The organism is Chitinibacter sp. ZOR0017, assembly GCF_000799095.1.
In the GTDB taxonomy this organism is placed as follows: domain Bacteria; phylum Pseudomonadota; class Gammaproteobacteria; order Burkholderiales; family Chitinibacteraceae; genus Chitinibacter; species Chitinibacter tainanensis.
This window is the reverse complement of sequence record NZ_JTLG01000045.1, coordinates 259,804-285,230: the sequence shown is the minus strand read 5'-3', so window position 1 is coordinate 285,230 and position 25,427 is coordinate 259,804. Positions and strand designations below refer to the sequence as shown.

At 56.9% G+C, this 25,427-nt stretch carries 28 protein-coding genes; 15 read left to right on the top strand and 13 right to left on the bottom strand.

The window, feature by feature from the left end; all coding sequences use genetic code 11:
• Positions 1 to 20 precede the first annotated feature (20 nt).
• From L991_RS15820 to parE, 3 genes are all read left to right on the top strand, one after another.
• A complete protein-coding gene (locus L991_RS15820; protein ID WP_047396999.1) occupies positions 21 to 701 on the top strand; it encodes a response regulator transcription factor in 681 nt (226 codons plus the stop codon).
• Positions 698 to 2,038: a cell wall metabolism sensor histidine kinase WalK gene (locus L991_RS15815; protein ID WP_047396938.1), complete on the top strand. Its 1,341-nt coding sequence runs from the start codon at positions 698 to 700 to the stop codon at positions 2,036 to 2,038. Before L991_RS15820 ends, L991_RS15815 begins: the two co-directional genes overlap by 4 nt.
• A 90-nt stretch (positions 2,039 to 2,128) precedes the next feature.
• Positions 2,129 to 4,102: a DNA topoisomerase IV subunit B gene (gene parE / locus L991_RS15810; protein ID WP_047396937.1), complete on the top strand. Its 1,974-nt coding sequence runs from the start codon at positions 2,129 to 2,131 to the stop codon at positions 4,100 to 4,102.
• 462 nt (positions 4,103 to 4,564) lie between these two features.
• On the opposite strand, the gene L991_RS15805 is transcribed toward parE, so the two are convergent.
• On the bottom strand, positions 4,565 to 6,058 hold the full coding sequence (locus L991_RS15805; RefSeq protein WP_047396936.1) for a YifB family Mg chelatase-like AAA ATPase: 1,494 nt from the start codon (positions 6,056 to 6,058) through the stop codon (positions 4,565 to 4,567).
• A gap of 69 nt (positions 6,059 to 6,127) precedes the next feature.
• On the opposite strand from L991_RS15805, the gene L991_RS15800 reads away from it, so the two are divergent.
• Genes L991_RS15800 through L991_RS15790 form a run of 3 tightly spaced genes read left to right on the top strand, consistent with a single transcriptional unit; the run spans position 6,128 to position 8,304 of the window.
• The gene (locus tag L991_RS15800) at positions 6,128 to 7,159 is read left to right on the top strand and encodes a sensor histidine kinase (protein ID WP_047396935.1); all 1,032 of its coding nucleotides are present in this window, start codon (positions 6,128 to 6,130) and stop codon (positions 7,157 to 7,159) included.
• The gene (locus L991_RS15795; protein ID WP_028450635.1) at positions 7,125 to 7,898 is read left to right on the top strand and encodes a LytTR family DNA-binding domain-containing protein; all 774 of its coding nucleotides are present in this window, start codon (positions 7,125 to 7,127) and stop codon (positions 7,896 to 7,898) included. Before L991_RS15800 ends, L991_RS15795 begins: the two co-directional genes overlap by 35 nt.
• The gene (locus tag L991_RS15790; protein ID WP_028450634.1) at positions 7,888 to 8,304 is read left to right on the top strand and encodes a DUF2721 domain-containing protein; all 417 of its coding nucleotides are present in this window, start codon (positions 7,888 to 7,890) and stop codon (positions 8,302 to 8,304) included. Before L991_RS15795 ends, L991_RS15790 begins: the two co-directional genes overlap by 11 nt.
• A gap of 62 nt (positions 8,305 to 8,366) precedes the next feature.
• On the opposite strand, the gene L991_RS15785 is transcribed toward L991_RS15790, so the two are convergent.
• The 3 genes from L991_RS15785 to L991_RS15775 form a co-directional block, all read right to left on the bottom strand.
• Positions 8,367 to 8,738 carry a diacylglycerol kinase gene (locus tag L991_RS15785; protein WP_028450633.1) on the bottom strand — a complete coding sequence of 124 codons (372 nt, stop codon included), beginning with the start codon at positions 8,736 to 8,738 and terminating at the stop codon, positions 8,367 to 8,369.
• On the bottom strand, positions 8,735 to 9,550 hold the full coding sequence (locus L991_RS15780; RefSeq protein ID WP_047396934.1) for a BPSS1780 family membrane protein: 816 nt from the start codon (positions 9,548 to 9,550) through the stop codon (positions 8,735 to 8,737). Before L991_RS15780 ends, L991_RS15785 begins: the two co-directional genes overlap by 4 nt.
• 204 nt (positions 9,551 to 9,754) lie before the next feature.
• Entirely contained in the window at positions 9,755 to 10,942 is a 1,188-nt protein-coding gene (locus L991_RS15775) for an acetate/propionate family kinase (RefSeq protein ID WP_047396933.1), read from the bottom strand.
• Positions 10,943 to 11,101: 159 nt separating this feature from the next.
• Between L991_RS15775 and L991_RS15770 the strand changes: the two genes are divergently transcribed.
• Positions 11,102 to 11,587, top strand: coding sequence for a biotin/lipoyl-containing protein (locus L991_RS15770; protein WP_081986729.1), 486 nt, complete (start codon positions 11,102 to 11,104; stop codon positions 11,585 to 11,587).
• Here the strand turns inward: L991_RS15770 and L991_RS15765 are convergent.
• From L991_RS15765 to L991_RS16740, 5 genes are read right to left on the bottom strand one after another with little or no spacing between them, the layout of a single operon-like run.
• Positions 11,543 to 12,427, bottom strand: a complete 885-nt coding sequence (locus L991_RS15765) for a hypothetical protein (protein ID WP_028450629.1) — start codon at positions 12,425 to 12,427, stop codon at positions 11,543 to 11,545. The genes L991_RS15770 and L991_RS15765 overlap by 45 nt on opposite strands.
• Positions 12,424 to 14,325 carry a StlD/DarB family beta-ketosynthase gene (locus L991_RS15760; RefSeq protein ID WP_047396931.1) on the bottom strand — a complete coding sequence of 634 codons (1,902 nt, stop codon included), beginning with the start codon at positions 14,323 to 14,325 and terminating at the stop codon, positions 12,424 to 12,426. The genes L991_RS15765 and L991_RS15760 overlap by 4 nt, the downstream gene beginning before the upstream one ends.
• Positions 14,309 to 15,190 (bottom strand): fatty acid desaturase, encoded by an 882-nt coding sequence (locus tag L991_RS15755; RefSeq protein ID WP_047396930.1) that lies wholly within the window; start codon positions 15,188 to 15,190, stop codon positions 14,309 to 14,311. The genes L991_RS15760 and L991_RS15755 overlap by 17 nt, the downstream gene beginning before the upstream one ends.
• Entirely contained in the window at positions 15,180 to 15,959 is a 780-nt protein-coding gene (locus L991_RS15750) for a sterol desaturase family protein (RefSeq protein WP_052191010.1), read from the bottom strand. Before L991_RS15750 ends, L991_RS15755 begins: the two co-directional genes overlap by 11 nt.
• Positions 15,960 to 15,967: 8 nt before the next feature.
• Positions 15,968 to 16,858 (bottom strand): AraC family transcriptional regulator, encoded by an 891-nt coding sequence (locus L991_RS16740; RefSeq protein ID WP_052191000.1) that lies wholly within the window; start codon positions 16,856 to 16,858, stop codon positions 15,968 to 15,970.
• A 107-nt stretch (positions 16,859 to 16,965) separates the two neighbouring features.
• Here L991_RS16740 and L991_RS15740 point away from each other — a divergent pair, with 107 nt between their 5' ends.
• The 5 genes from L991_RS15740 (at position 16,966) to L991_RS17395 (ending at position 19,724) form a co-directional block, all read left to right on the top strand.
• A complete protein-coding gene (locus L991_RS15740; RefSeq protein WP_197053918.1) occupies positions 16,966 to 17,907 on the top strand; it encodes a phosphotransferase in 942 nt (313 codons plus the stop codon).
• Positions 17,908 to 17,939: 32 nt separating this feature from the next.
• Positions 17,940 to 18,299, top strand: a complete 360-nt coding sequence (locus L991_RS15735) for a hypothetical protein (protein WP_047396928.1) — start codon at positions 17,940 to 17,942, stop codon at positions 18,297 to 18,299.
• Between the two features lie 3 nt (positions 18,300 to 18,302).
• Positions 18,303 to 18,893: a hypothetical protein gene (locus L991_RS15730; RefSeq protein WP_047396927.1), complete on the top strand. Its 591-nt coding sequence runs from the start codon at positions 18,303 to 18,305 to the stop codon at positions 18,891 to 18,893.
• Positions 18,894 to 18,904: 11 nt separating this feature from the next.
• The gene (locus L991_RS15725; RefSeq protein WP_052190998.1) at positions 18,905 to 19,348 is read left to right on the top strand and encodes a GNAT family N-acetyltransferase; all 444 of its coding nucleotides are present in this window, start codon (positions 18,905 to 18,907) and stop codon (positions 19,346 to 19,348) included.
• Positions 19,349 to 19,571: 223 nt separating this feature from the next.
• Positions 19,572 to 19,724, top strand: coding sequence for a hypothetical protein (locus tag L991_RS17395; protein WP_156129110.1), 153 nt, complete (start codon positions 19,572 to 19,574; stop codon positions 19,722 to 19,724).
• Positions 19,725 to 19,767: 43 nt separating this feature from the next.
• Here L991_RS17395 and L991_RS15720 read toward each other — a convergent pair whose 3' ends face one another.
• Positions 19,768 to 20,649 carry a LysR family transcriptional regulator gene (locus L991_RS15720; protein ID WP_047396926.1) on the bottom strand — a complete coding sequence of 294 codons (882 nt, stop codon included), beginning with the start codon at positions 20,647 to 20,649 and terminating at the stop codon, positions 19,768 to 19,770.
• 113 nt (positions 20,650 to 20,762) lie between these two features.
• On the opposite strand from L991_RS15720, the gene L991_RS15715 reads away from it, so the two are divergent.
• Complete coding sequence (locus L991_RS15715) at positions 20,763 to 21,407, top strand: NAD(P)-dependent oxidoreductase (protein WP_047396925.1); 645 nt, start codon at positions 20,763 to 20,765, stop codon at positions 21,405 to 21,407.
• A 73-nt stretch (positions 21,408 to 21,480) separates the two neighbouring features.
• Here the strand turns inward: L991_RS15715 and L991_RS15710 are convergent, their stop codons facing one another.
• Positions 21,481 to 22,368: a fructosamine kinase family protein gene (locus L991_RS15710; RefSeq protein ID WP_047396995.1), complete on the bottom strand. Its 888-nt coding sequence runs from the start codon at positions 22,366 to 22,368 to the stop codon at positions 21,481 to 21,483.
• Between the two features lie 180 nt (positions 22,369 to 22,548).
• On the opposite strand from L991_RS15710, the gene L991_RS15705 reads away from it, so the two are divergent.
• Positions 22,549 to 22,935 (top strand): VOC family protein, encoded by a 387-nt coding sequence (locus tag L991_RS15705; protein WP_047396924.1) that lies wholly within the window; start codon positions 22,549 to 22,551, stop codon positions 22,933 to 22,935.
• A 291-nt stretch (positions 22,936 to 23,226) separates the two neighbouring features.
• Here the strand turns inward: L991_RS15705 and L991_RS15700 are convergent, their stop codons facing one another.
• Positions 23,227 to 23,649, bottom strand: coding sequence for a hypothetical protein (locus L991_RS15700; protein ID WP_047396923.1), 423 nt, complete (start codon positions 23,647 to 23,649; stop codon positions 23,227 to 23,229).
• Complete coding sequence (locus L991_RS15695) at positions 23,621 to 24,220, bottom strand: nucleotidyltransferase domain-containing protein (protein WP_156129109.1); 600 nt, start codon at positions 24,218 to 24,220, stop codon at positions 23,621 to 23,623. Before L991_RS15695 ends, L991_RS15700 begins: the two co-directional genes overlap by 29 nt.
• A 161-nt stretch (positions 24,221 to 24,381) precedes the next feature.
• Between L991_RS15695 and L991_RS15690 the strand changes: the two genes are divergently transcribed.
• Entirely contained in the window at positions 24,382 to 25,314 is a 933-nt protein-coding gene (locus tag L991_RS15690) for an IS5 family transposase (RefSeq protein ID WP_047396921.1), read from the top strand.
• Positions 25,315 to 25,427: the final 113 nt, after the last annotated feature.

Below are 25,427 nucleotides of genomic sequence, written 5' to 3'. Positions count from 1 at the left end.
TGACAATGTCGGTGAAAGCCATGCGTATTCTTTTGGTCGAAGATCAGCTGCAGCAGGCGCAATACACCCAAAAAGCTTTGCAGGAAGGCGGCCATACCGTCACGCATGCGGCCGATGGGCGTGAAGGGATGTTCCAAGCCACCACCGAAAGCTACGACGCCATTGTGCTTGATCGCATGTTGCCGCATGTGGATGGCTTGACCATTTTGCGCACGCTGCGCGCTTCCAAAATACAAACACCGGTGTTATTGCTGTCGGCGATGGGCGAGCCCGATGAGCGAGTAGATGGTTTGCGGGCGGGGGCCGATGATTATCTGGCCAAACCGTTTCACAGCGCTGAGCTTCTGGCGCGACTTGAAGTGATTACCCGCCGCGTACAGCAAAACAATACTGCCGATAGCAATAAACTGGTGCTGGCCGATTTAGAGCTGGATCGGCTCTCGCGCACTGTGACTCGGGCTGGGCGCAGCATCGATCTGCAGCCGCGCGAATATCAGCTGCTGGAATATCTGATGCGGCATGCGGGCCAGGTCGTGACGCGCACCATGCTGCTCGAAGCCGTCTGGCATTACCATTTTGACCCGAACACCAATGTGATCGATGTGCATATCAGTAAATTGCGCGGCAAGATCGATGGTGAGTTTCCCAAGCCCTTATTGCATACCGTGCGTGGGGCGGGCTACCGCTTGGCCGAGCAATGAGCCCTGCGCGCTGGCCGCGGGCGCTGCGTAATCCATTTACGCGCTGGGCAATTGTCCTGCCCTTAGTGATGAGTGTGGTCATTACCGGCTTTGGTGCGTTGGCTTTTCGCGAAACGCAACAGGCGCTATTGGGTGAGTTTCATACGGCCCTGCGGGAAGAAGTCACGGTATTGGAGCTGATCTATCGCGAGCAGGGTTTTAAAGCGCTGCAAACTGCCATCAATTTGCGCGCCAGCCAGCGTGGCTCGCAGCGCGTGTATTTACTCACCACGGCGCAAGGCCAATACGTGGCCGGCAATTTGCATCACTGGCCACGGCATGTGTTGGTGAAAGATGAGAGCTCGGCGGTGTTTGAGGACCCTGCCAGCGGTGAAACCATCGCGGCAGAGGTGTTTCTGCTGTACGGTGACTACCGGCTCCTTGTGGGGCGGCGGGCGATTTATGAGCAGGTCGGCAATCATCTGATTTTGAATTATTTATGGTTGGGGGTGCTGATGTTTGCCGCCTCCATCATCGCCGGGCTCACGCTGTCCCGCCTGATTCGCCGCCGCTTGGCGACCATTCGGCAAACTGCGCAGGCCATCCGTATTGGCCAGCAAGGCTCGCGGATTCCCCTTTCTGGTAGCGATGATGAGCTGGAGGGGGTGATTAAAGAACTAAATGCCCTGCTCGATCAGCAAGAAAAATTACTCGCGTATTCGCGGCAAACCTCGGCCGCAATTGCCCATGATTTACGCCAGCCATTGTCTTTGTTGCGCGGCAAATTATTAGAGTTAAGCGAGGTCCAACCGGCGGATCTGGCGATCAAAGACGCGGCGCTGGCGCAACTCGAGCAGATTCAGGCGCTGTTTTCGGCCATTTTGCGCTTAGGGCGGATTGAGTCGGGCGCACAAGCGCTCCATGCCGAGCGCAGCGATCTGGCCGTGCTGGCCGGTGATGTGGTGGAGCTCTATCAACCTTTGCTCGAAGATGCTGGCCTAACCATCAGTTTGGTGCAGCCACAGCCGGTGCTGGTGGCGGTAGATCGTGAGCTGGTGTTTGCTGCGCTGAGTAATCTAATCGAGAATGCGCTGCGCTATGCGCAAAGCGATATCGAATTGCAAGTTGGCGAGCGCTGGATTTGCGTGCGCGATTTTGGCCCTGGCGTGAGTGAGGCTGAGTTGGCCCGCCTGTGCGAGCCGTTCTACAAAACCGAAGCCAGCCGACAAGATACCAGCGAACAAGGCGGCCATGGCTTGGGCTTGGCGCTGGTGAAGGCGATTGCCGAATTACACGGTGGGCATTTGCAATTGCAACGCGGTGAGCCCGGTTTGGCGATTACTTTGCATTTTCCTTAAAACCCGCCGCGTGCGTGCGGGCTTTTTCATTATTGCGGCGGCATCTGCTAGACTTAGCCGCAAATTCATTTTTTGGTTTCACGTGAAACAATGGCAGCTCCCAAATATGACGAATCGTCGGTCAAGGTCTTAAAAGGTCTTGATCCTGTCCGCCACCGGCCGGGCATGTACACGCGCACGGATAATCCGCTGCATATCTGCCAAGAGGTGATCGACAATGCCGCCGATGAGGCGCTGGGCGGCCATGCCACGCAGATTGAGGTGACGCTGTATCGCAATCAATCGCTGCGGGTGGTGGATAACGGCCGCGGGATTCCTGTCGGCCTGCACCCCGAAGAAGGCGTGCCTACCGTGCAGGTAGTGTTTACCCAGCTGCATGCCGGCGGTAAATTCGATAAAAAAGACGGTGGCGCCTACGCGTTTTCTGGCGGTCTGCACGGGGTGGGGGTATCTGTTACCAATGCCCTCGCTACCCGGCTAGAAGTTGAAGTGCGGCGTGACGGCCAGATCAATCAGCTGGCTTTTGCCGGTGGTGATTTGCTCGAGCCGCTGAGTGTGATCGGCACTTGCGCCAAGAAAGACACCGGTACCCGGGTGTTTGTGCAGCCCGATCCGCAATATTTCGATAGCCCTACGATCCCGCAAACCGAGCTGGAGCATTTGCTCAAATCCAAAGCCGTGCTCTTGCCCGGCTTGGTGGTGATCTTGTGGGTGGAGCAAGCCAATGGCGAGCTGCAGGAAAAACGCTGGTGCTATCCCGATGGCCTGACTGGCTATCTGGCTGAGCAAGTGGCCGGCTATACCCAAATCGTGCCGATTTTCCGCGGCGAAAAATACATCGATGGCGAAGACGATACCTTTAGCCGTGGCGAGGGTTGCGCCTGGGCGCTGACCTGGACCGAAGATGGCCTGGTTAATCGCGAATCGTATGTGAATCTGATCCCGACACCGGCGGGCGGCACACATGAATCCGGCCTGCGCGATGGCGTGTTTCAGGTGGTGAAAACCTTTATCGATTTTCACAATTTATTGCCCAAAGGCGTCAAGCTGCTGCCGGAAGACTTATTCAGCCGTTGCTCCTTTGTGCTGTCGGCGAAAGTGCTTGATCCGCAGTTTCAGGGGCAAACCAAAGACAAACTCACCAGCCGTGATGGCCTGAAATTGGTCTCAACCATGGTGCGCTCACCATTCGAATTATGGTTGAACGAGCATGTGGAATTTGGCAAAAAACTCGCCGAATTGGCGATTAAAGCCGCACAATCTCGGCAAAAAAACGCGCAAAAGGTTGAAAAGAAAAAATCATCGGGCGTTGCGGTCTTGCCCGGTAAGCTCACCGATTGTGCCTCAGACGAATACGAGCGTTGCGAGCTTTTCCTCGTCGAGGGGGATTCTGCCGGCGGCTCGGCCAAGCTGGGGCGTGATAAAGATTTCCAAGCCATTTTGCCGCTACGCGGTAAGGTGTTGAATACCTGGGAAGTCGATAAAGACCAGATTTTTGCCAATAACGAAGTGCACGATATTGCGGTGGCAATCGGGGTGGACCCCCATCCACTGAATGCCGAAGTTGATCTTTCGGGTCTGCGTTACGGCAAGATCATCATCATGTCGGATGCCGACGTGGATGGCTCGCATATTCAGGTGCTGCTGCTTACCCTCTTCTACCGGCATTTTCCGCAGTTGATCCGCCATGGCCATGTGTATGTGGCGCAGCCGCCGCTGTTCCGTGTGGATGTGGCCGGCAGTGGCAAGGGCAAACCACCGCGTAAATTCTACGCGCTGGATGACGGCGAGCTAACCGCCATCCTTGATAAGCTACGTGCAGAAAAAATCCGCGAAGGGGCCTGGAGCATTTCCCGCTTCAAAGGTCTGGGTGAGATGAACGCCGAGCAGTTATTTGAAACCACCATGAATCCGGACACGCGCCGGGTGCTGAAAGTGGCGGTGCCGGAAGATGTGCAGCGCAATACCCAGGATGTGATGAACATGCTGATGGGTAAAGGCGAAGCGAGCTCACGACGCGCATGGCTGGAAGCGCGTGGTAATGAGGTCGAGGCGGATCTGTAGGGTATTGCTGCCTAGGCTTTGTCAGTTATCGTGTTTCAGCTTATACCCTTCGGGGTAATTAAAGGGCGGCCAATACCTAGGGCCGCCTTTTTTAAGCTTGCGATGTAAGTTTTAGCTGCGCATCGTTGCCGCAGTGGGGAAACTATGTCGTGCTCTATCCCGTCGGCGCTTGCACAATTCGCCTGCAATTAGTCATTGCTAGGCGGGTCTTGCGGTGAAGCGTCAGCGATGTTGACTAAATAAAAGACAATGGGTATTGCTTTGTACGCATTTATGGAGGTTGCTTGGCAGGCTATACCCATGCAGATTAGGCGTGGCTGGCGGCAAAATCGGCGCTAACTTCGAGCAGGATTTGCCAGATTTCGTTGAGTGGGGTCATGGCGCTTCTCCTTAGGTTTGCTTCAGTCTAATGGGCGGTGCTTGATTGTTGAAATTGATTGTTGCTACGTAATTCATAGTTTTTTACTCTAGCGTGCGGCGCAGCTGGATCGCTTCGGCCACATGCTGGGGCTGAATATCGGCACTCGCCGCTAAATCCGCGATGGTGCGAGCCACGCGTAATACGCGGTGATACGCGCGCGCAGACCATTGCCACTGCTGAATCGCCTTTTGCAGCAGCGCAAGGCCCGCAGCATCTGGCTGGCAACACTGATCTAAGGCAGGGCCGCTAAGCGCCGCATTGGCGTGGCCTTGGCGACTGGTTTGGGCTTCTCGCGCCCGCAGCACCCGTGGGCGAATGGCGGCGCTGGGCTCACCGGTTTGCGAGCTGGTTAATACGCTCTCGCTTAGCGCTCCGACTTCCACCACCAAATCCAGCCGATCAAGCAAAGGGCCAGAAATCTTGCCGCGATAACGGGCGATTTGCTCTGGGGTGCAGCGGCAGGATTTATGCGGATGTCCCAGATACCCACAAGGGCAGGGATTCATCGCGGCAATTAGCTGAAAACGGGCCGGAAACTCGGCTTGCCGCGCGGCGCGCGAGATATGAATGCGGCCGTTTTCCAGTGGCTCGCGCAGAACTTCCAGCACTTTGCGATCAAACTCGGGTAGTTCATCGAGAAACAACACGCCATGATGCGCCAGCGAAATTTCGCCCGGCTGCGGCGTGCTGCCGCCGCCTACCAGTGCCACGCTGCTGGCGGTGTGGTGTGGACTACGGTAAGAACGTTGACCAAATCGGCGCGCATCCAGCCCCTGCTGCCCTAAGGATTGAATGGTGGCGGCTTCGAGGGCTTCTTGCGGCGTTAGCGGGGGCAGGATGCCGGGTAGGCGCTGGGCCAGCATCGATTTGCCGGTGCCCGGTGGCCCGATCAGCAGTAATGAATGCCCGCCGGCGGCGGCGATTTCTAGCGCACGCCGCGCCGCATGTTGGCCCTTTACATCCTGCATATCGGGGTATGTCTCGCCAGTGCTGGTAACGATTGGCTTGGCGGGCAATAGGTCGCCTTGTTGATGCAGATGGCGACATACCGCCAGTAAATGCTCGGCGCTCAAGACCTGCGCCTCAGCGATCAGGGCAGCTTCTGCTGCACTGGCTGCGCTCACTATCAGCTGCCGCCCGGCCTGCTTCGCCGCTACCGCCAGCGCCAGTGCGCCACGCACCGCACGCAATTCACCGGTGAGGCCGAGCTCGCCCGCAAATTCGTACTCGGCCAGGCGCTCGGCAGGGATTTGCCCACTCGCGGCCAGTATCCCCAGTGCAATCGCCAAATCAAAATGTCCTGCCCCCTTGGGTAAGTCGGCCGGCGCGAGGTTAACGGTTATGCGCTGAATCGGAAATTCAAAGCCGGCTACCAAGATGGCTGCGCGCACGCGTTCGCGCGCTTCGCGCACTTCGGTATCGGCGAGGCCCACGAGGCTGAAGGCCGGCAAGCCATTGGACAAATGGACTTCCACCGTCACCGGGGTGGCGTGCATGCCGTCTAAAGCGCGCGAATACAGTACTGCCAATCCCATGGTGGACCCAAGTCGATGCTATGCTGATCTTCACCATTTAAGAAGACAGATTCAGGATTTGGCAAACCCATGCACGACGCAGCACCTGTAATGCCCGACTTTCGGAATTTTGGCGTGGTTTTCCGCGCGCTGTTGCTCGCCCATGTGGGGCTATTGATGTATGTGTTAAGTAGCTTGACCCATTGGAGTGAATGGTCAAGCCGATTGACGGATGCCGCTTTCTGGGTCGAGCCGGTGTTGCTGGGGGCGCTGGCCTGCCTAGGAGCGCTGGCGCCTTGGCTATCCCGCTGGCCCTATCGCCGAGCCGTGGCGGTGGTGTATGGCGTGGTGCTGGGCTGGACGTGGCTATTGCAGCAACTTCTGGGTGGCTTGCTGCTGGAGTTGCCCCAGCCTGATCCGTGGCAAATGTTATTGCTGGCCGCTTTATCGACTACCTTGCTGCTGTGGCATTACCAATTGTGGCTGAAAACGCTCTCGCCTCGGCTGGCTGAAGCACGGCTGGTGGCGCTGCAGGCACGGATTCGGCCACATTTTTTCTTCAATAGTTTGAATGCAGTGCTATCTTTGATTCGTAGCCAGCCCAAATTAGCGGAGCAGCTACTGCAAAATCTGTCCGAATTATTCCGGGTGGCGATGGGGACGCAACAGGGCCTATCAACGCTGGAGCGGGAGATCGAACTCGCTCGCGGCTATCTGGAAATCGAAAAAGCCCGCTTGGGTGAGCGACTGGATGTGCAATGGCACATCGAGCAAATGCCGAAAAAGGCATTGATTCCGCCACTGATTTTGCAGCCGTTGCTTGAGAATGCGGTCTACCACGGGATCGAACCCAGTATCGAAACCGGCACGATCCATATCAACGCTTTTCGGGTCCGCAACGAGGTCCACATTGATATCCGTAATCCCTTGGTCCCCAGTGCCGTACAGAGAATCGGTAATGGCATGGCCCAGGATAATGTGCGAGAAAGATTGCTGCTGTACTTTGATGCTGAGGCAAATCTGAGCATTCAGCGTGGAAATGACTATTATCAAATACATATCGTGCTGCCTTTTCGGGAGCTGAAGCATGAGCAAACCGCTGCGTCTGTTTTTAGTCGATGATGAATTACCGGCTCTTGCCCGCTTGCAAGACCTGCTGGCCGATTGCGCCAGCGAGTGTCCGCATACCGTGGTGGGCACCGCCACCAATGGGATTGCGGCGCTGCCGCAAATCGCTGAACACGACATTGATTTGGTGATTCTGGATATTCAGATGCCACAAATGAGCGGGATTGAAGTGGCACGCAAACTGCTGCAGCTGGCCAAACCGCCAGCCGTGATTTTTGCTACTGCCTTTGAAGACTACGGTGTGGCGGCTTTTGATGTCCGAGCTGTGGATTACCTGCTCAAACCGATTCGCACCGAGCGCCTGCTGGCGGCACTGCGTCGTGCGCTGGAACTGCGTCAGCACGCTGGCGAGCCCATCCAAGTGACGCCGGCTAATGAAGGCGCCCGAACGCATTTTAGTGTCTCAGAGCGAGGCCGTGTGCACTTGATCCCGGTGTCTGAGGCGCGTTTTCTGAAAGCTGAGCAGAAATACATTACCCTGCGCACGCATGACCGTGAATATTTACTGGAAGACTCCCTCACCAAACTGGAAGATGAATTTGGATCAAAGTTTGTGCGAATTCACCGCAATTGCTTGGTGGCGCGCGATAGTATTGCCGGATTCGAGCGCGCCGCAGTGAATGGCGGCGAGGCGCACTGGGTGGTGGTATTGCGTGATGTGCCCGAGCGGTTGGCGGTTAGCCGTCGGCAACAGCACGTGATCAAAGAATTCAAGAAAGGTCATGATGGATAACTTCAGTATCAATACCCCTTCACTGCTCTTCCCCGCTATTTCCCTGTTGATGCTGGCCTACACCAATCGCTTTCTGGCCCTGTCCAGCATCATTCGCCAGCTGTACGAACACCACCGCGCCACCCCCCACGTTAATATTTTGCGGCAATTAAAAAACCTGAAAATGCGGGTTTGGTTGATCCGCTATATGCAGGCGTTTGGGGTAAGCAGCCTGCTGATGTGCATTATCTCGATGGTGCTGGTTTCGCTTGAACACAATGCCTGGGCGCAAGGCTTGTTTTTTGCCAGCCTCTTGATGATGGTGGGCTCTTTGCTGTTGTGTCTGATGGAAGTGATGGTGTCAGATGCCGCGCTGAAAATTCTGATGTCGGATCTGGAAGACGATATTCGCCAACATCAGTCATAAGCAGCAATGTGGGCAATAAAAAACGGGCCGAGGCCCGTTTTTTTGCGTCTGTGGTGTGTGCTTTAGGCCAGCAAAACCAGCGCCCACATGGCGCTGAGATTCAGTAAGCCCACCAACTGCGCGGCACTGCCTAGGTCTTTTGCGCGTTTGGCCAGGATGTGTTTTTCCAGCGAAGTATGGTCAACCGCGGCTTCCACCGCTGAATTGAGCAGCTCGACAATCACGCAAGCGAGGTGGCTGCCCACCAGCAAGGCTTTACCCCAGACCGGCACCGGTAAAAACAGCGCGATCGGAATCCCGACCAAAGCCAGCAGGGTTACTTGGCGAAATGCCGCTTCATTTTTCCAGCCGGCCGCGAGGCCATCTAGCGAGTAGCCCAAGGCGTTGAATACGCGCTTGATCCCAGTCTTACCTTTAAATGGACTTTCGCTCACAAATGATCTCCAGTGGGGGTTGTAGAGACAAACACATCGGCATAACACACATAACTACTAATCAGCACCAGCGGCATGCATAAACACCAAACCACAAACATCGGCAAATCGGCCAGCAAGGGAATGCCGCTCAACAATTGATTTAGCTGAGTACCTAACATCAGGGCGGCAAACAGAATCACGGCTAGTAGCAAAGACATCATCATCAACGGCAGCCAATTACGCCAAAAGCCGACCCAAGACATTTTCATCGCTTCACCAGCGGATAGCTGATCCAGCATCACCAAGATCGGCGCATAAAAATAGGCGCTGTATACCCCCAGCAAACCCACCAGCAGCAGTACGCCAATTGGCCACAAATGCCGGATTTGCTGCAGGCTTTCCAGCTTTTCGGGCAAGGCGCCAATGAGGCCGATGCTATGCAGGATGCCCGTGAGCATCGATACTGCCACGACTACCGCAAAGCCGCCGAGGATATAAAACCCGCCCACTTTCGCTAGCTCACTGGCTTTGGTTTTAAAGCCGAGGAATAGATCTTCCACCGGCGGTAATTGCCCAGCTACCGTGCGCTGGGCTGCCACCGCAATGCCGCCCAGGAAAATCGGCGCGATGATCACACTCACAACAAAGCCGAGCACAGGCAGCAAGCCGGTCAGCAGCATCAGCCCAAAAAACAGCGTGCTAATTTTTAGCCACGGCACTGGGGCCTGCCGGTAAAGCTGATACGAGCGCTGCAGCCAAGCCCAGCCGGCCGCGAGCGGTCGTTTGCGTGGCTCAAGGGCCAGATCAATGATCACATTCTGATCGTGCATTTCACATCCAATAGTCTTGATTGACGCTAATGCTAGCAGCAAGGCCCAGTGTCGGCTATTTTTCATCGGCATGATGACAGCGCCATGACAGGATCGCAGCTTAGCGTGGGAATATTAACTCAGACTTAAATCCCCGCACCCGGTTCCGGGCATGAAAAAACCGCGCCTTGCCGCGCGGTTTTGAGGGTTGAGCTTGGACGCGAATTACAGCGCGGCCAGTGCCTGACGGGCAATCATCAGCTCTTCGTTCGTCGGGATCACATACACCGCTACTTTGCTGTCGGCCAGCGAGATACGGCGTGGTTCGCCAGAGCGCACCGCGTTGGCCACTTCATCCAGCTCAACACCCAGCCAGCGCAGCTGGTGACAAACATTCGCGCGGGTAATGTCGTCGTTTTCGCCAATCCCGGCGGTGAATACCAGGCAATCCAGGCCACCAATCGCCGCGGCCAGTGAAGCTGTTTCGCGCGCTACGCGACGGGCGAAGTAGTCAGTGGCAAATTTAGCGCGTGGATCGCTCGATGCGTGCAGATCGCGCATATCGCTGGAAATCCCTGACAGACCCAACAGGCCAGATTCTTTATACAGCAGGGTTTCGATCTGTTTGGCATCCATCTTCAGATGGTTCATCAGATGCAGCAACACGCCGCCATCGATGCTACCGCAGCGGGTACCCATTGGCAGACCTTCCAGCGCGGTAAAGCCCATGGTAGTTGCTTGGCAGGCGCCACCCAGCAGGCCGGCCATCGATGAGCCGTTACCCAAGTGCGCGACTACAGTGCGGCCTTCAGCGGCACGGGTATCGATCTGTGGCAGGACACTGGCGATATATTCATACGACAAACCGTGGAAGCCATAACGGCGAATGCCTTCTTTCTGGGCAAAATCCAGCGGCAGCGCAAACATCTGGTTCAGTTCGGGCTGGGTGGTGTGGAATGCGGTATCGAAGCAGGTGACTTGTGGCGCATCGGGCAGCAAGTCTTGCAGAATCTTGATCGGCGCGATGTTGTGCGGCTCGTGCAATGGCGCCAGCGGAATCAGCGCTTCAAGGCCAGCCAGCAGCTCAGGCGTAACCCGCTCAGGTTTAGAATACTGCGTACCGCCGTGCACTACGCGATGGCCAATGACTTTGATCTGGCGACCGCCCAAACGTTGCTGTAGCCAGGCCAGCATATGGCGCAGTGCGTAATCATGGTTTTTAGGCACATCGGCAGGCAGTGTTTCGTTGGCGACTTTCTCGTCGTTGGCATCTTTGGCGCTGAATTTGGGCTCAACATACAGGCCTTCCATCTGGCCTTTGTACAGCACTTGTGGATCAGCCGCCGTCGTTTCAAACAGTGAAAACTTAATGCTCGACGAACCGGCATTAATCACCAAGACCAAATCGCTCATGAACGAACTCCTCAAAGGCGGAAAAACGACGTCGGCGAAGGTTGGCCCTTGCCGGCGCAGGATTGTTTAATGAATACTGCCTGACGACTATGTGCAGCATAGTCTAGTCGGCAAAGGCCGACATCGTATTGGCGAATATCAAGCCTTGGATAGTAAATAATGACAATGCGCTACACCACGCATCTGATTTGTGCCCCAGAATTACCCGAAGCTGCCGAAGTGGCCGTGTTTCACGTGAAACCGGGCCAGCAAGTGGCCGCGGATACCCGCCTGATCACCTTGCTGGCTGCCGATCAGGAATGGCCGGTGCTGGCGCCTGAGGCCGGACAAGTCAGCAGTTTGATGGTCGAGTATGGCGATTTCGTGAACAGCAATGATTTATTGCTGATGATGGAAATCGCCGAATTGCCTACCGGCGATTTACTGCTACCTGCCGATGAACCTGATTCAGCGCAAAGCGCCGCGCCCACCAGCCCTTCGCTGTTGGCTGTCAGCCCCGCTGCGGCCACCTTGGCGGCCAAGCTGGGGCTGGATTTGAGCCAACTGCAAGGCGTGGCCGTGATTGATGAGGTCGCGGTTTATGCCTTTGCGCGGCAGGAATTAGCCCTGCTCGCCCGCCTGCGCCAGCTCTTGCTCCGCCCGTAGCCGGCTGAGCAGGCAGTGCAGCATTTCGGTGGATAAGCCATGCAGCACCAGCCGGTGGCCGGCGCGCAGGGTGGATAGCGGCACCAGTGGGTGCTTGTTATTCAATAGCAGCAGGTGTTGGGGGGTATTGAGAATCGTGGCGGCATACACGCCCATGGTTTCATCCAGCTGCAGCGAGTTGGCCGCGCGCCAGAAATCATTGTCAGTCAGAAAGAGCTGATACACCGGGGTGAAAATCTCGATTGCCGTTTGTAGATCAATCCCATTCAGCCGCCCCTGCGGCATATCGGCCAGCGCCAGCGGCGGCTCGCTAATCATGCTGAAATCCACCGGATTTACCGGCGCCAGCGTTTGGCCGCTGGCTTGCAGCGCCTGATTTAAGCGAATAACAAAATTGAATAGATTCAGGTCGTGCTTAAGAAACAGCTCATCTTCCAGCGCATCGATGTCAGCCGGCTTGAGTGGCGATAGCGGCACTTCAACCGGCGCATTGCGGGCCACAAACTCGATGATCTGCGCGCCCAAGTGAAAATGGCGCAAGATTAGCCAGTTGGCCTCGGGTGAAACAAAACCCTTCAGCCCCCACACCAGAATACGGTGCAAGAGTTTCGAGGCCGCCCATTTTTTCGGCAGCACGATTTTGCACAGCTGAATTACAATGATCAGCAACCGTGCCAATGGCCGTACCAGTGGCAGCAGATATTGCCGTGATGGCGAGGCCGAATCCGTCAGCCAGGCGCGCTTAACCGGCTCGGGCAACGGGGTACTCTGGTCGAGATACAAGGCCTGCCAGGGGTTAGGGTCGCGGGGGTCGTGCGGTGCATCCAGAAAATGGCTCATACCGGCTCCTGAATATGGTCGAATTGCATTAAATACAGCTGCGCGGTGCGGCGCGCCGTGGCGTAGATGGCGTCAGCGGCCTCGGGGGCTAAGGCCAGGGTGATCTCCACCGCGGCCAGCCAGCGTGCCAAGTGGTGCTCGTCGTTGGCGCCGTGATATTCCAAAAAGCGAAAGGCTTGCGGCGGCAGTGCCACTTGCTGGCGCAACAGTGGCAACAGCGCCGGCACAATGCGCTGGCCGGTGCCTTCGATGATATAAATCGCCCCCAGCAGCCCCACCGGATTGGGCGTGGCAGCCAACGCGTGCAAATAGCTATTCAGCGCCTCGCCGCCGGGATTACGCCGCAGCGCATCTAAAGGCTGAGTGCCGCCAGCGGCTTGATAATCCTGATACAGAATCTGGAAATCATTTTGCTCGTCGCTGGCGTGCAGATCAATCAGCGCGCCCAACGCGGCAAAATCACCGCTGAGCGAGGCCACTGCTTCGCGCATCCAGAGGCTGCCCTCCCGCACTTGCGGCACCCATTGCGCAGTCCAGTTGCGATAGGCCGCCACATCAAAGCGTCCGCTCACCAGTTGATGAATCACCGGTGTGCGCCACACTGATGAGCGATAGTCCTGCCACAAACTAGCCAGCCGGCCGAGTAATGGCTGCAAAGGCTCGGGCGCCTCGCTCGGATTGTGTGGCGCCTGGATATTGGGGGTATGTAGTTGGAATGATTTAACTGTATTGGCCGTGGCCTGATACTTGGGCTGGGTATTAGGGTTGCTGCCGGCGTCTTCCACTTCAAACAGCATAAATGCGGCGGTAATGCGGCCTGATTCGGGGATAAAGCAGAAAATCTTCTCCCCAGCGCGCAGGGTTTTCTGCTGCAAAAACTCCGCCAGCATAATAAAGATCGAGGCTGCCCCGGTGTTGCCGCGGCTGCTCAGATTGCTATACCAGCGCTCGGCCGGGATGGTGAGGCCCGCCTTGGCCAGCAGATCTTCCACCACCGGCATAAATTTGGCCGAGGAATAATGGCAAAGGAAATGATCGACCTGTGTCGAGTGAATCCAGCCCTGGTCAACCAGCTTGACGTATTCATGAATGCAAACATCAAATAGATGCGGCAGCAGGCGGATATCCTGGCGCAAAGCCAGCGCCCCTGCGGCTTCGGCCTCGGATGAAGACGGGAAATCCAGAAACGACGTACTGCGATCTTCGGTCAGCCCCAGCTGCATACACACCGGGTAATCACCGGCAAAGCTCTTTTGGTGGATCCATTTCAGCTTGATGCGCAAATTGCCCTGATGCACAAAGGGCTGGCGGGAGAGCTGCAGCGCGCCGGCGCCATCTGAAAGCATCCAGCGCAGAAAATGCGCATCAAAATCGCTTTGATAGCCGCGCGGAGCAAAGCGCGAACGTTTGAACATCCGCGACGGCATTTCGGCCGCTACCGCCAGCGCATGCTGCTGCGCGCCCAGCTCGATTTGCTGCGCGGCAAATTCGATCGCGCTCACGCCCGCGGCGCAAACGCCCTGGCTGGAGAGTGTTTGCATCGGTGGCGCGCCCAGCTCGCCCTGCAGCATATTGGCAAAGCCAGGCATCAGCGCATCGCCGCCGGATGAGCCCATCGTGAGCAAGCCAATCTCGCTTAAGGGGGTGTTCGACTGGGCGAGGCAAGCCTGCACCGCTTGTGCGGCCAGCTGGGCGTGGCTAAAGCGGGTGTGGCCGCTGGCATCAATGGCGTAGTGCCGGGTTTGAATGCCGTTTTCGGCCAAAATGCGCTGCTTGATTCGCCCCGAAATGCGGTTTAGTGGGGCGATATAGGCATCCATCGCCTGGTTATCCACCGGCTCGCCCGGCAGAAAATGGCTGGCGGCGGCCAGATAAACGTGGTCAAACTGAATCGGCATGCGGTGTTCCTGTGGTCATCAGACTGCGGCTGCGCCAGCGGGGGTGCAGCAGGCTAAGAAAATATGTGCGCCCCATATAGGCCAGCAAAGGGCCGGCATTGAGCGCAGGGTGGATTTGATGGCGATAGTGGGCATGCAGCTGCGGCAGGCTCGACCAATGCGCGCGCGGATGGCGATGATGGGCGGTATGCAGGCCGATATTAAACAGCAGCGGGTTCACCCAGCCCTCGAAATTGCGGGCGAAATTCAGCTTTGAATGCCCATCGGCATGTGCGTGTTGCAGGTAATTGGTGGCCAGTAACCAGTGCAGGCCATGCAGTTGCGGTAGCAGCACCAGCCAGAGCATTTTTTGCGCATCGCTCAGCGCCAGCGTGCCCCACAGCAGCAGCACAATGGCGTATTGCAGCAGGCAATAGCGAAATGCGCCGGCATGGCGCTGCTGCAGCTGGCGCAGCCAGTGGATAAACAGAGGGTACAACACCCAGCCCGCCTGTAGCGGATGCAGCAAATAGCCCAGTAAATGATTGGTATCACCGCCAAAACGATAGGTGCGGGCGACGTCTTGCGGGCCGTGATGGTAGCGGTGGTGGTTGGCGATATGCGCCGGGTAAAACACAAAGGTCGGGTGACCCTGCAGGGCGGTGATCCACAGATCGGTCAGGCGGTTTAGGCGCTTGCTGCGCCACATTTTGCGATGAGTGTGATTATGGTGAATCACCCCCACCCCAAGAGTCAGAAACAGCACCAACCCATAGACCACCGCCGTGAGCGCCCAGTGCATGGGCACGTGCCATAGCAGCGCCACCAGCAGCGGCTGGGCGAGCAGATAGGCCACCGACTGCCAATCGCGCCGATTAATCAGCATCGCCCTGCTCTGCTTTGGCTAGCACACGGCGGATTTTCTCGGCAGCCGCATCGGGCGGCAAATCGGTGCCGAGCCAGCGATCCATAAACGGAAACATAAAGCCGTAATTGCCGTGGTAGCAGGCGTGGTGCAAATGATGGCGGCGGGCGCCATTGAGCCACCAGCGGTCATGCTGGTAATCGGGCAGAAAATCGTAATTGGAATGGCCGATGTTATTAAAAATAATACTGAACACCGGCACCATCATCAGCGAGTACACACTGAAATCATGCACCACCATCGGCAGCAAAATCACATTGCCCAGCATCATGGCCTCCAGCGGATGCAGGCTGTAGGTGGCCCACGGCGTGGTCACCACCGAGCGGTGATGCGGCAAATGAAAGCGCTGCAGCCAGCGGGTGTGCAGCAGCCGGTGGTTGAGGTAAAAATGGATTTCGTTCCAGATAATCAGCGCCAGCATTTCCAGCGCAATCTGCCCGGCGCTGGCCTGCGGCGCCAGCCGGGCCCAGCCCAGCTGCAACAGCCCCCACGGAAACACCATCCCTACCCCGAACAACACCACCACCAGAGCCGAATGGCGCAGCTCACGGCGGATTTGCCCGACCGGAATCGGGCGCGGGTCTAGCCGCCCGCCGTAGCCCAGCGCAGGCAGCAGCCATTGGCTTAGGGCGTGATTGAGCGCCCCAAAACCCAAATACAGTGCCGCAAAAAACAGCACCCCCACGGCCATCATGCCGTACCAGCTAATGTCATAAAAGAACGCAGTCATGCCGGGTATTACGATCCTTCGGTAGGGGCGCGGCTGGGTTTCTGCTGCGGGCTCTGGCTGGGCGAATAGCCAAAATACTGGCGAAACCGCCGCGAAAAGCTGGCTACTTCCTGATAGCCAACCAGACTGGCGACCTTGCCCACCGGCAGGCCGCTGGCCAATAGCTCACGGGCTTTTTGCATACGTAACACAAACACCTGTTGCCCGGGCGGCATACCCAGATGCTGCAGACACAGGCGGTGCAAATGCGCCGGGCTGATGTGTAGCTGACTGGCCAGCGTATCCAGCGGCCAATCGCGGGCCAGTTCGCGTGCTACGGCGTTGAATAAAGCTTGTAGCTGCTGCGGCCAGCCGGGGCTGGCTTCGCTCGGGCCCACGGCGCGTTCCAGCTGCTGGCACAGCAACTCTAGCGCAGGCATCACCAGGGTATAGCTCTGGCGGTCATTGCTGTATTGGGCTTCACGCTGATACATGGATACAGCATCGTGCAGCGCCCAGCCATGCGGGTTGGGTTTAACGTAGCAGTGCGCGGCATTCAGATGTGCCCAGCGTGGCTCATCGCGCAGCAGAAACCACACCAAATGCATCGGCTCGTTGCCGGTACGGCGAAAACCGCGCTGCCCGCGGGCGGGCTGCATTGCCAGCTCGCCAGCCTGAAAAGGCCAGGTGTGGTCGCCTTCAAATAATTCGCCACTGCCACCAAGACAAAATAGCAGCACATGAAAATTGGCATCAATGCGCTCGATTTCGCTGTGGCCGCGCGCCTCGGAAATCCCGCACATAAATAGCCCACGTTCGCGCATGGGCGGGTGCGATGGCTGATGAAACACGTGCGCGCCCACCAGGCGGTTCCAGCCCTGGTCGTCACAATCAAACCGCTCGTAGTAAATCAATGCCATCCCCACGCCCCGCAGGTGATTTTTGGACAAATCGCAGGTGATCTTCGAGCATTCCCGCTGGGCTGGCAAGCTGTTTAAATTGATTGATTCAGTTCGAGGTCATGCCGATGTCAGTTCCTGAGCTTGATGCCGCCTTGGCGGCCTATGCCCACGTTGCGCAGGCGCATTACCAGCAGCTGTATAGCTCTGAGGCGCAGGTAGTGCATGCGGTGCAGGGCTTTTATGGTTGTGCCGTGATCTTGGCCGGCGCGGCTGGCGAAGTGGTGCTCAAATTCAGCTGGCAGCCCGGCCGGGTGGCCAAAGAGCTGCGCGGGCTGGCGCGGCTGATGCCCCACGCAACTGTCGCGATGCCCACGCCGCTATGGCATGGCGTATTGGCGGTGGGTGAGCGCGAATGCGAAGCTCTGCTACTCAATCGCCTGCCCGGTGTTGCCCCGTGGGATGTGCCTGGCCCCTGGCCGCAACCCGAGCGCGCCGCTGCAGCGGTGGTCGCCTTACTCGCGGCGTGGCATGCCCAGACCGATGCGCGCGGCTTTGAAGGCCCCGCCGGCGAGTTTTATCCTACGCTGTTGCCGGCCTTCGAGGCCTGGACAGCGCCGCTGGCCGCATATGTCGCCGACCTGCATTCCCCGTTTACCCCCGCGCAGCGGCAAGCCTTGCTGGCGCTCTGGGCGCAGCGCGCGGCCATCTTGGCGCCGCTGGCCGGCATGCCCTCCAGCTTGGTGCACGATGATCCGCACGCGGGGAATTTTCTGTTTTCGCCCAGCAGCGGGGAGCTGCTGGCGGCGTTAGACCCTTGCGATGTGGCTTACCGGCATCGTGAGCAAGATATTTTCCACCTCGCCGATGTGGCGCCGCAGCTGGGCTTATTGGAGGCGTATTTAGCCCAATACACCCCGCCAGCCGGCTTTGCTGCGCGGCGCTGGTTTTTCTCGCTGTGGGATGACGTGAAGCACAGCCAGAATCTGCAGTGGTACGACGAAGCGTGGTTTGCCGTCAAACTGGCCCGCTACGAGCAGGCCTGCGCTGATCTCACCCTGGCGGATTAATCCGCTGTTTTTTACCCAAAAGGAGTGCACCCATGCAAACCATCTCACTGGCAGGTACTTGGGAATTAGTACGGGGCGAAATCGCCGAGCCCGGCCAGGCGCCGCAGCCCTACGATATGCAGCGCCTAAGCGCGCGCAAAGTACTCTCGGCCACCGGCTTTGCCTTTATCACCCTGCAAGATGGGCAGTTTTATAGCGCTGGCAGTGGCAGCTATACGCTGCAAGATGGCCATTATGTCGAAACCATTGCTCTTGCGAGCTGGGGCGCCACTGCAGGTACCCAGTTTGCCTTTCGCGCCCAGCTCACCGCCAAGGGTGAATGGCAGAACGAGCGCTTTGGCGAGCAAGGCGAGCGGCTGGAATTTGAAATCTGGCGGCGGGTCGCGGGGTAAAACATGGCTGATTTAATCGTCATCTTCGGCCCCGGCGCGGTCGGTAAAGCCAGCGTTGGGCAAGCGCTGGCAGAAAAGACGGGCTATCGCTTTTTTCATAACCATTTAACGACCGACCCGGTGGCCCAGCTTCTGGGCTGGGATCATCCGCGGTTTCAAGATTTAAGCTGGTCTTTGCGCATGCAGCTGTTTCGCGCCGCGCTGGCCGATCAATCGCATCCGGGCGTGATTTTTACTTTTGTCTGGGCGTTTAATGTGGCCGAGGATGGTGAGCGCATGCACGCGTTGCGCGAATTATTTTTGTCGCACGGTCGGCGCGTGCGCTTTGTTGAGCTCCGCGCCGATTTAGCCACGCGCATGGCGCGCGAAGGTACGCCGCAGCGCTTGCAGATGAAGCCGGCCAAGCGTGATGTGGAATGGGCTCGTAATTATTTGCTGCATGCCGCCGAGCATTACCAAGACCAAAGTCTGGGCCAATTTCCTTGGCCCGACGATTGGATGCTGATCGACACCGAGCAATGCCAGCCAGCGCAGGCCGCCGAGCGCATTATCGCGCAATGGCCGGCGCTATTTGCTGCGACTGAAACGGCGTAAGCGAGAATTGCATGCACGATGAATTAGTGTTTCGCACCGACTTATCCACGCTCGATTGGCCGCGCATTACGGCGTGGTTGGCGGCGAGTTATTGGTCGCCGGGGATTAGCCAGTTTTACGTCGAGCAAGCCGCGCGCGGCTCGACGGTGGTGATTGGTGCGTTTATCGGTGAGCAGCAAGTCGGCTACGCGCGCGTGATTAGCGATACGGTGCGCTTTGCTTATTTAGCCGATGTGATCGTGGATGAAGCGTATCGAGATAGGGGTATATCAAAGCAGATGATTGCCAGATTGATGTCTGAGCCCATACTGGCCAATGTATCGCGCTGCTTTTTGCAAACCGGCGACGCGCACGGCTTGTATGCGCAGTTTGGATTTATTGAATACCCAACGCCAGAACGCATGATGGTGCGCGATAACCCGGCGGGGCTCGACTTCACCGCAACACCGACGTAACGCAATTTATACCGGCTTGCTCACTGCTTATACATAACAGAACCACAGTAGGCGCACAGCTTGTTAATAGCTTGCCCACAAAATTATCCACAGCAAGGGTGGGGGAGCTTTACCCCTACCCTTAGCGAGTTTTGCTGTGCGCCGATCGTTGCGCACTTGCGGCTGGCAAAAATCCACTGGAGGTCTATAACTGCGGGCAGGTGGGCGAGTTTAAGCGCCTGCCTTGGCTGATCTGGCCTGCCTGCCAAGCAAATCCGTGATTCGCGCCGTTCTAAATCGTGTGCCTAGACTTAAAAAACCCGATTTTGCTGGTGTGGAATTTGGTGTTTTGGCATTTAGCGAGTTAGCTATTGCTGGTTCTTCTGGTTGTGGATAAGTTTTGTGGATAAAAAGTCGCGCCAATATAGGCCTTTAGCGCATTATTGGGCCAACTGCGCTTGCAGCGCCTCGATGGCGTAGCGCACTTTGGCCGGCTGCGCCTCGCGTCGCGGGGTTACGGCATAGATGGCAATTGCGGGTAAACGCCATTCCGGCAGCACCACACTCAGGCGCCCAGCTTGAATTGCCGCCCGCACTTCGGGTTCAGGCTGAATCGCCATCCCCATGCCTGCTAGCACAAATTCACGCGCCGACACGATGTTATTACTGCGAATACGCGGCGTGAGCGTCGGCTGCTCCACCCGCCCATCGGGGTGAAAGAACGCAAAATCATGCCGTCCGGCTTCAATCGCAATCCAATCGAGCTGACTGAGCTGATCGGGATGTTGAATCGGCGCTTGGCGCGCCAGATACTGCGGCGCAGCCACCAGCACATTGGGCCAGTCGGTGAGATGGCGGGCGATCAGGCTAGAGTCTTTTAGCTCGCCCGCGCGTAGCGCCAGATCAATGCGGTTGGCTACCAGATCAATCATCTCGTCATGAAAAAACAGCCGCAGCGATAATTTGGGGTGCAGTTTCAGCAGCGGCGCCAGCGCCTGGCTGATCAAAGGGCCGGCAAAACCGGTAGGCGCAGACAGGCGCAGCTCCCCCACCGGCGCATCGCGCAGCTCGTTAATCCGCTGCTCGGCCAATTGCGCCGCCGCCAGCATATCGGCGCAGCCCTGATAAAACACGCTGCCCGCTTCGGTGAGCGTGAGCTTGCGCGTAGTGCGATGTAAGAGCGTGACATTGTGCTGCGCTTCGAGCTTGCTCAGCTGCTGGCTTACCGCCGAGGGCGTCATCCCTAGCGCCTTGGCGGCGGCATTCATCGAACCCAGCTCAACCACGCGGGCAAAGATCGCCATGCGGCGTAATGCTTCCATATTGGGCCTATTGTTTAGATTAACTAAATAATGAATGCTATTTTTGACGGATTATCAGCGGATTAGCAAGGGAATATGATGGCTGCACTGTTTAATTGATCTGGAGAAACACAATGAAAATCGCTTTGATTGGTGCAACTGGTTTTGTAGGCTCAGCAGTATTGCAAGAGTTGGCGCAACGCGGGCATACCGTCACCGCGCTGGTGAGCAACGTAGCCAAAGTGCCGGCGCTGCCGGGTGTGAATGCCCGCGCAAGCAATGCTTATGATGCAGCCGATATCGCCGCCGCCGTGGCCGGCCACGATGCGGTGATTTCGGCCTTTAACCCAGGTTGGGGCAAGGACGATATTCAGGCGCTGTTTGTACAAGGCCACAATGCGATTGTGGCGGGTATTAAAGCCGCCGGCGTGCAAAGCTTTCTGGAAGTGGGCGGCGCCGGTAGCTTGTATATCGCGCCAGGCCTGCAACTGATTGATACGCCCGAATTTCCGGCCGAATGGAAAGAAGGCGCGCTGGGTGCACGCACGGCACTGAACCTGCTGCGCGAAGAATCCGCACTGAACTGGCGCTTTGTATCGCCACCGGTGTTCCTTGCTCCGGGCGAGCGTAGCGGCCAATACCGCTTGGGTGGCGATGACGTCTTGTTCGCCGGTGAGCAGCCTGCCGGCATTTCAGTGGCCGACCTCGCGGTGGCGATTGTGGATGAAATCGAATCGCCTAAACACAGCCGCCAGCGTTTCACTGTGGCCAGTGTGTAATCAGGCTTATCAAGTCTTCAAGTCAGCAAGCAAAACGGGGGCATCGCCCCCGTTTTTTATTGTATTGTGCGGCTTATGCCACCATCCGCAGCAAGCTAGCGATCATCTGCCGCGCTTGCCCTGCGTAGCCGCTACCAAATAAATTGACGTGGTTCACGATGTGGTAGAGGTTATACAGCGTTTTGCGCTGTGCGTAGCCGGCATCGATCGGCCATGCGGCGTGATAGGCGGCGAGAAAGCGTGGGCCGAAGCCGCCGAATAGCTCGGTCATGGCCAGATCACACTCGCGGTCGCCAAAGTAACACGCCGGGTCGAAAATCACCGGCGTACCATCCGCCAGCCCTGCCGCATTGCCGCCCCACAAATCGCCGTGTAGCAAGCTGGGCTGCGGCGTGTAATCGCGGAAAAACTCGGGGATTTTATCCAGTAGCTGTGCGCCCGCCGCGCCGAAATCACAGCCATTTTGTCGTGCTAGCTTGAACTGCGGCAGCAGCCGCTCCTCGCGCCAGAAATCCACCCAGCTATCGTGCCAGCGATTGCTTTGCGGCGTGCTGCCTATGGTGTTATCCATCTCCCAACCAAAGCGCGGCGCGCCAGTCGGGGTAATGCGATGCAGTTGGGCCAGCGCCTGCCCCATGGCGTTGGGGTCGGGTGCGCCACTGAGCGGCAAATATTCCAACACCAACCAAGCCTGCCCATCACACACGCCATGCGCAATGGGTTGCGGCACACGTATCCCCGCGCTCAGCGCCGCCAGCCCAGCTGCCTCGGCCACAAACATGCCATACAGCGCGGCGCGATTAAGCTTTACAAAATACTGCCGCCCACCTGCCACCCCATCGCTCAATACCAGAGCCTGATTAATGCAGCCCCCACCCACGCTGCGCTGCTGTTTCACGTGAAACGGCTGGCCGGTGGCGGCGGTGATGGCGGATTCGATCGCAGTAATCAAATTGGGCATGCTATTCGCTTCCAACAAAAGGTGGAGGCCTTGATTGTAGTGCGAGAGCATTGAGCGGTTTTTGCGTCAGGCTAAGCAGTGGGGATAAATCGCACGGCAAACCTTGTTTTTCACATGTGCGCCCACTCATAATTACCGCTCGCTGACTCTGCTTGATTGACGTTCAAAAGGAAAAATCGAATGAAAAGTAATCCAGTTGCCTGGTTTGAAATATATGTTCAAGACATGGCCCGTGCGAAGGCATTTTACGAAGCGGTTTTCCAAGGCTCATTGGAGGAATTAAAAAATCCTGATCCCGAGGGGTTTGCTGATATGGAAATGTGGGCGTTTCCCATGTCAATGGAAGACTCTGGTGCCGCTGGCGCACTCGTAAAAATGGCGGGCTGCCCATCTGGCGGCAGCACAATGGTCTATTTCGCGTGTGATGATTGCGCCGTGGAGGCCGAACGAGCGGCAGCCAACGGCGGCGAAATCTTCAAGCACAAAATGTCGATTGGCGAGCACGGCTTTATCGCGATGGTGGTCGATACCGAAGGCAATATGATTGGCCTTCATTCAATGCAATAAGTTGGATCGTAAAGTCTTGTCGGGCGGGTTAGCCGAAGGCGTAACCCGCCATTCAAGGTATTTTATTGAAAGTAAATTATTGATCCGGCTTAAGAATAATCACTTCGGTACGCCGGATGCCACGCTGCCACTTGGCGTATTGTCGCTTCGCGTCGAATACGCCCTACCGTGCTGTTAGGAAGGGGTATGCTGCCTAAATCCTTATAGGTCAATGGCCTTCAGGCAATACCCATCAAAAATCCTCACATTTGCGAGGTTTTTCGAGACGGCGCGCATGATCGTAGGCAATTGCTAACTGCGGTTTTGCACCGCGGCAATCACGCGCTCGACTTGCTCGATCAGCTCGGCCACAAAGCTGTCGGTCACATCCAGATCACCTTCGTATTCGGCCAGATTACGTTTGGTATGCGCCTGATTGAGTAAAACCCATTCGGCTGCGGGCAAACCCAAACTGTGTGCCAAACACTGGAACACCAGATAACGATTATCGCTGCGAAACCCAGCTGCGCGTAGCGCCGCCAGCGCGGCGGAATGCGCGGCGTTGTAGGCCAGATCAAAACGGCTCTCGATTGATAGCGCGGTATTGCGCGCATCTTTCAAGCGAACGGCAGCCGAGCGAATCAGCCCCGCCGACTCGCGCGCATCGGGTGGCTCGGCTTTGAGCTTGCCAATCTTGGCCAGATTTTCAAGCGGCGCTAAGTCGGGCGATGTCATCAGCATTTCCCTTCACAAAGATTTTCGGCTGCTCCAGCACGCGGGTGATAAAAGATCGCCCCTCGCTCACGCGCTGCGCAAATTCTGCTGCAGTATAGAGCGTTGGATTGATAGGCCGCGCCAAAATCTGCTGCGCCGGTAGCAAGGCCGCCAGCAATTGCGCATGCGATACCTGCTCGCCGATCACCAGCAAATCAATATCGCTCGCGGCATGCTCATTGCCTTTGGCCACCGAGCCATACACCAGCGCCAGCGCAATCTGTGGCTCAATCTCCGCCAAGGCCGCGCGCAGCACATCGGCCAGCCCAAAGGTTTTGACCACAATTGCGCGCAGCTCGGCAAAAATCGGCGCATCGGCATTGGCCTGATAGTGCTTCTGATTGCCGATGCGGCGTGAGCTGATCAGCCCCGCCGCTTCCAGCTTGGCCAGCTCACGCTGCACCGCACCCGAGCCACCGCCCGCCAGCGCGATGATTTCGTTGGCATAAAAAGAGCGTTGCGGCTGGCCAAACAACACCGCCAGCACCCGCTGCTGAGTTTTGCTAAAAAGCGCATCTGTATAAGTACCCATATTGGGCATGATAAAACCCAATATGGGTATGGTCAAGGATTAGAAACCCATTATGGGTTTGATCATTCCCAAAATGGGTTTGGTTTGATGCTAGCTTGATCCAGATCACACGGGCTTTGTTGCACAAATCAGCGGCGTAGTGCCACTGATAGAATAACTGCATGAGCAAACCCGCACCTAACAAGTACAAAACCACCAACTGGCCAAGTTATCACGCTGCTTTGAAATCACGTGGCGCGTTGATGGTTAGGCTCGACTCAACGCTGAAATGGGCTGCTGAGCCTACTGGCAAACGTGGACGAAACCCCACTTTCAGCGACGCCGCTATTCAGTTCTGCCTCACCATCAAATGTCTATTCGGTCTCGCATTACGCCAAACCACCGGCATGGTGGAAAGCTTGCTTCGACTCGCCAGCCTAGATTGGATCGTCCCCGATTCGAGTACGATCTCTCGTCGACAAAAAACACTCAAAGTCATTATTCCTGCCCGTCAAAACCAAGGTGGTTTGCATTTATTGGTCGATAGCACGGGCATCAAAATGCGCGGTGAAGGCGAATGGAAAACCAAGAAGCATGGTGCCGAATATCGTTGGCAATGGCGCAAAGTTCACCTCGGTATTGATGCCGAAACCCTTGAAATTCGTGCAATTGAGGTCACTGACAATAAAACAGGTGATGCGCCCATGTTGCTGGAACTGATGAATCAGATTCCCGAGTCAGAACAGATTGCGGCGATTTACGGTGATGGCGCCTACGACACCAAAGAGTGCCACAATGCCATTGCGGCTCGTGGTGCGGCTGCGATCATCCCGACTCACAAGAACGCTCAGTTTCGGAAAGAAAATACGGCGGGTGCACTATCGCGCAATGCGATTTTACGTGCGACCAAGTACTTGGGGCGGGCGATCTGGAAAAAGTGGTCGGGCTATCACCGGCGCAGCTTGGTGGAAACGAAAATGCGCTGTTTCAAATTACTCGGTGAACGAGTGATGGCGCGTGACTTTGATCGTCAGGTGGCGGAGTTGCAAGTGCGTGCTGCGATCTTAAATCACTTCACGCAACTGGGCACGCCAACTACGAAGCGTGCGGAATAAATATGCTTGGGATTTGGGGAAACTTGCTTTCGGGCTGATTTGTGCAACAAAGCCATTCTCCATCATCATCTGCAATTTTCTTAAGGGTGGCGATTTGCAACTGTTCTTCGACC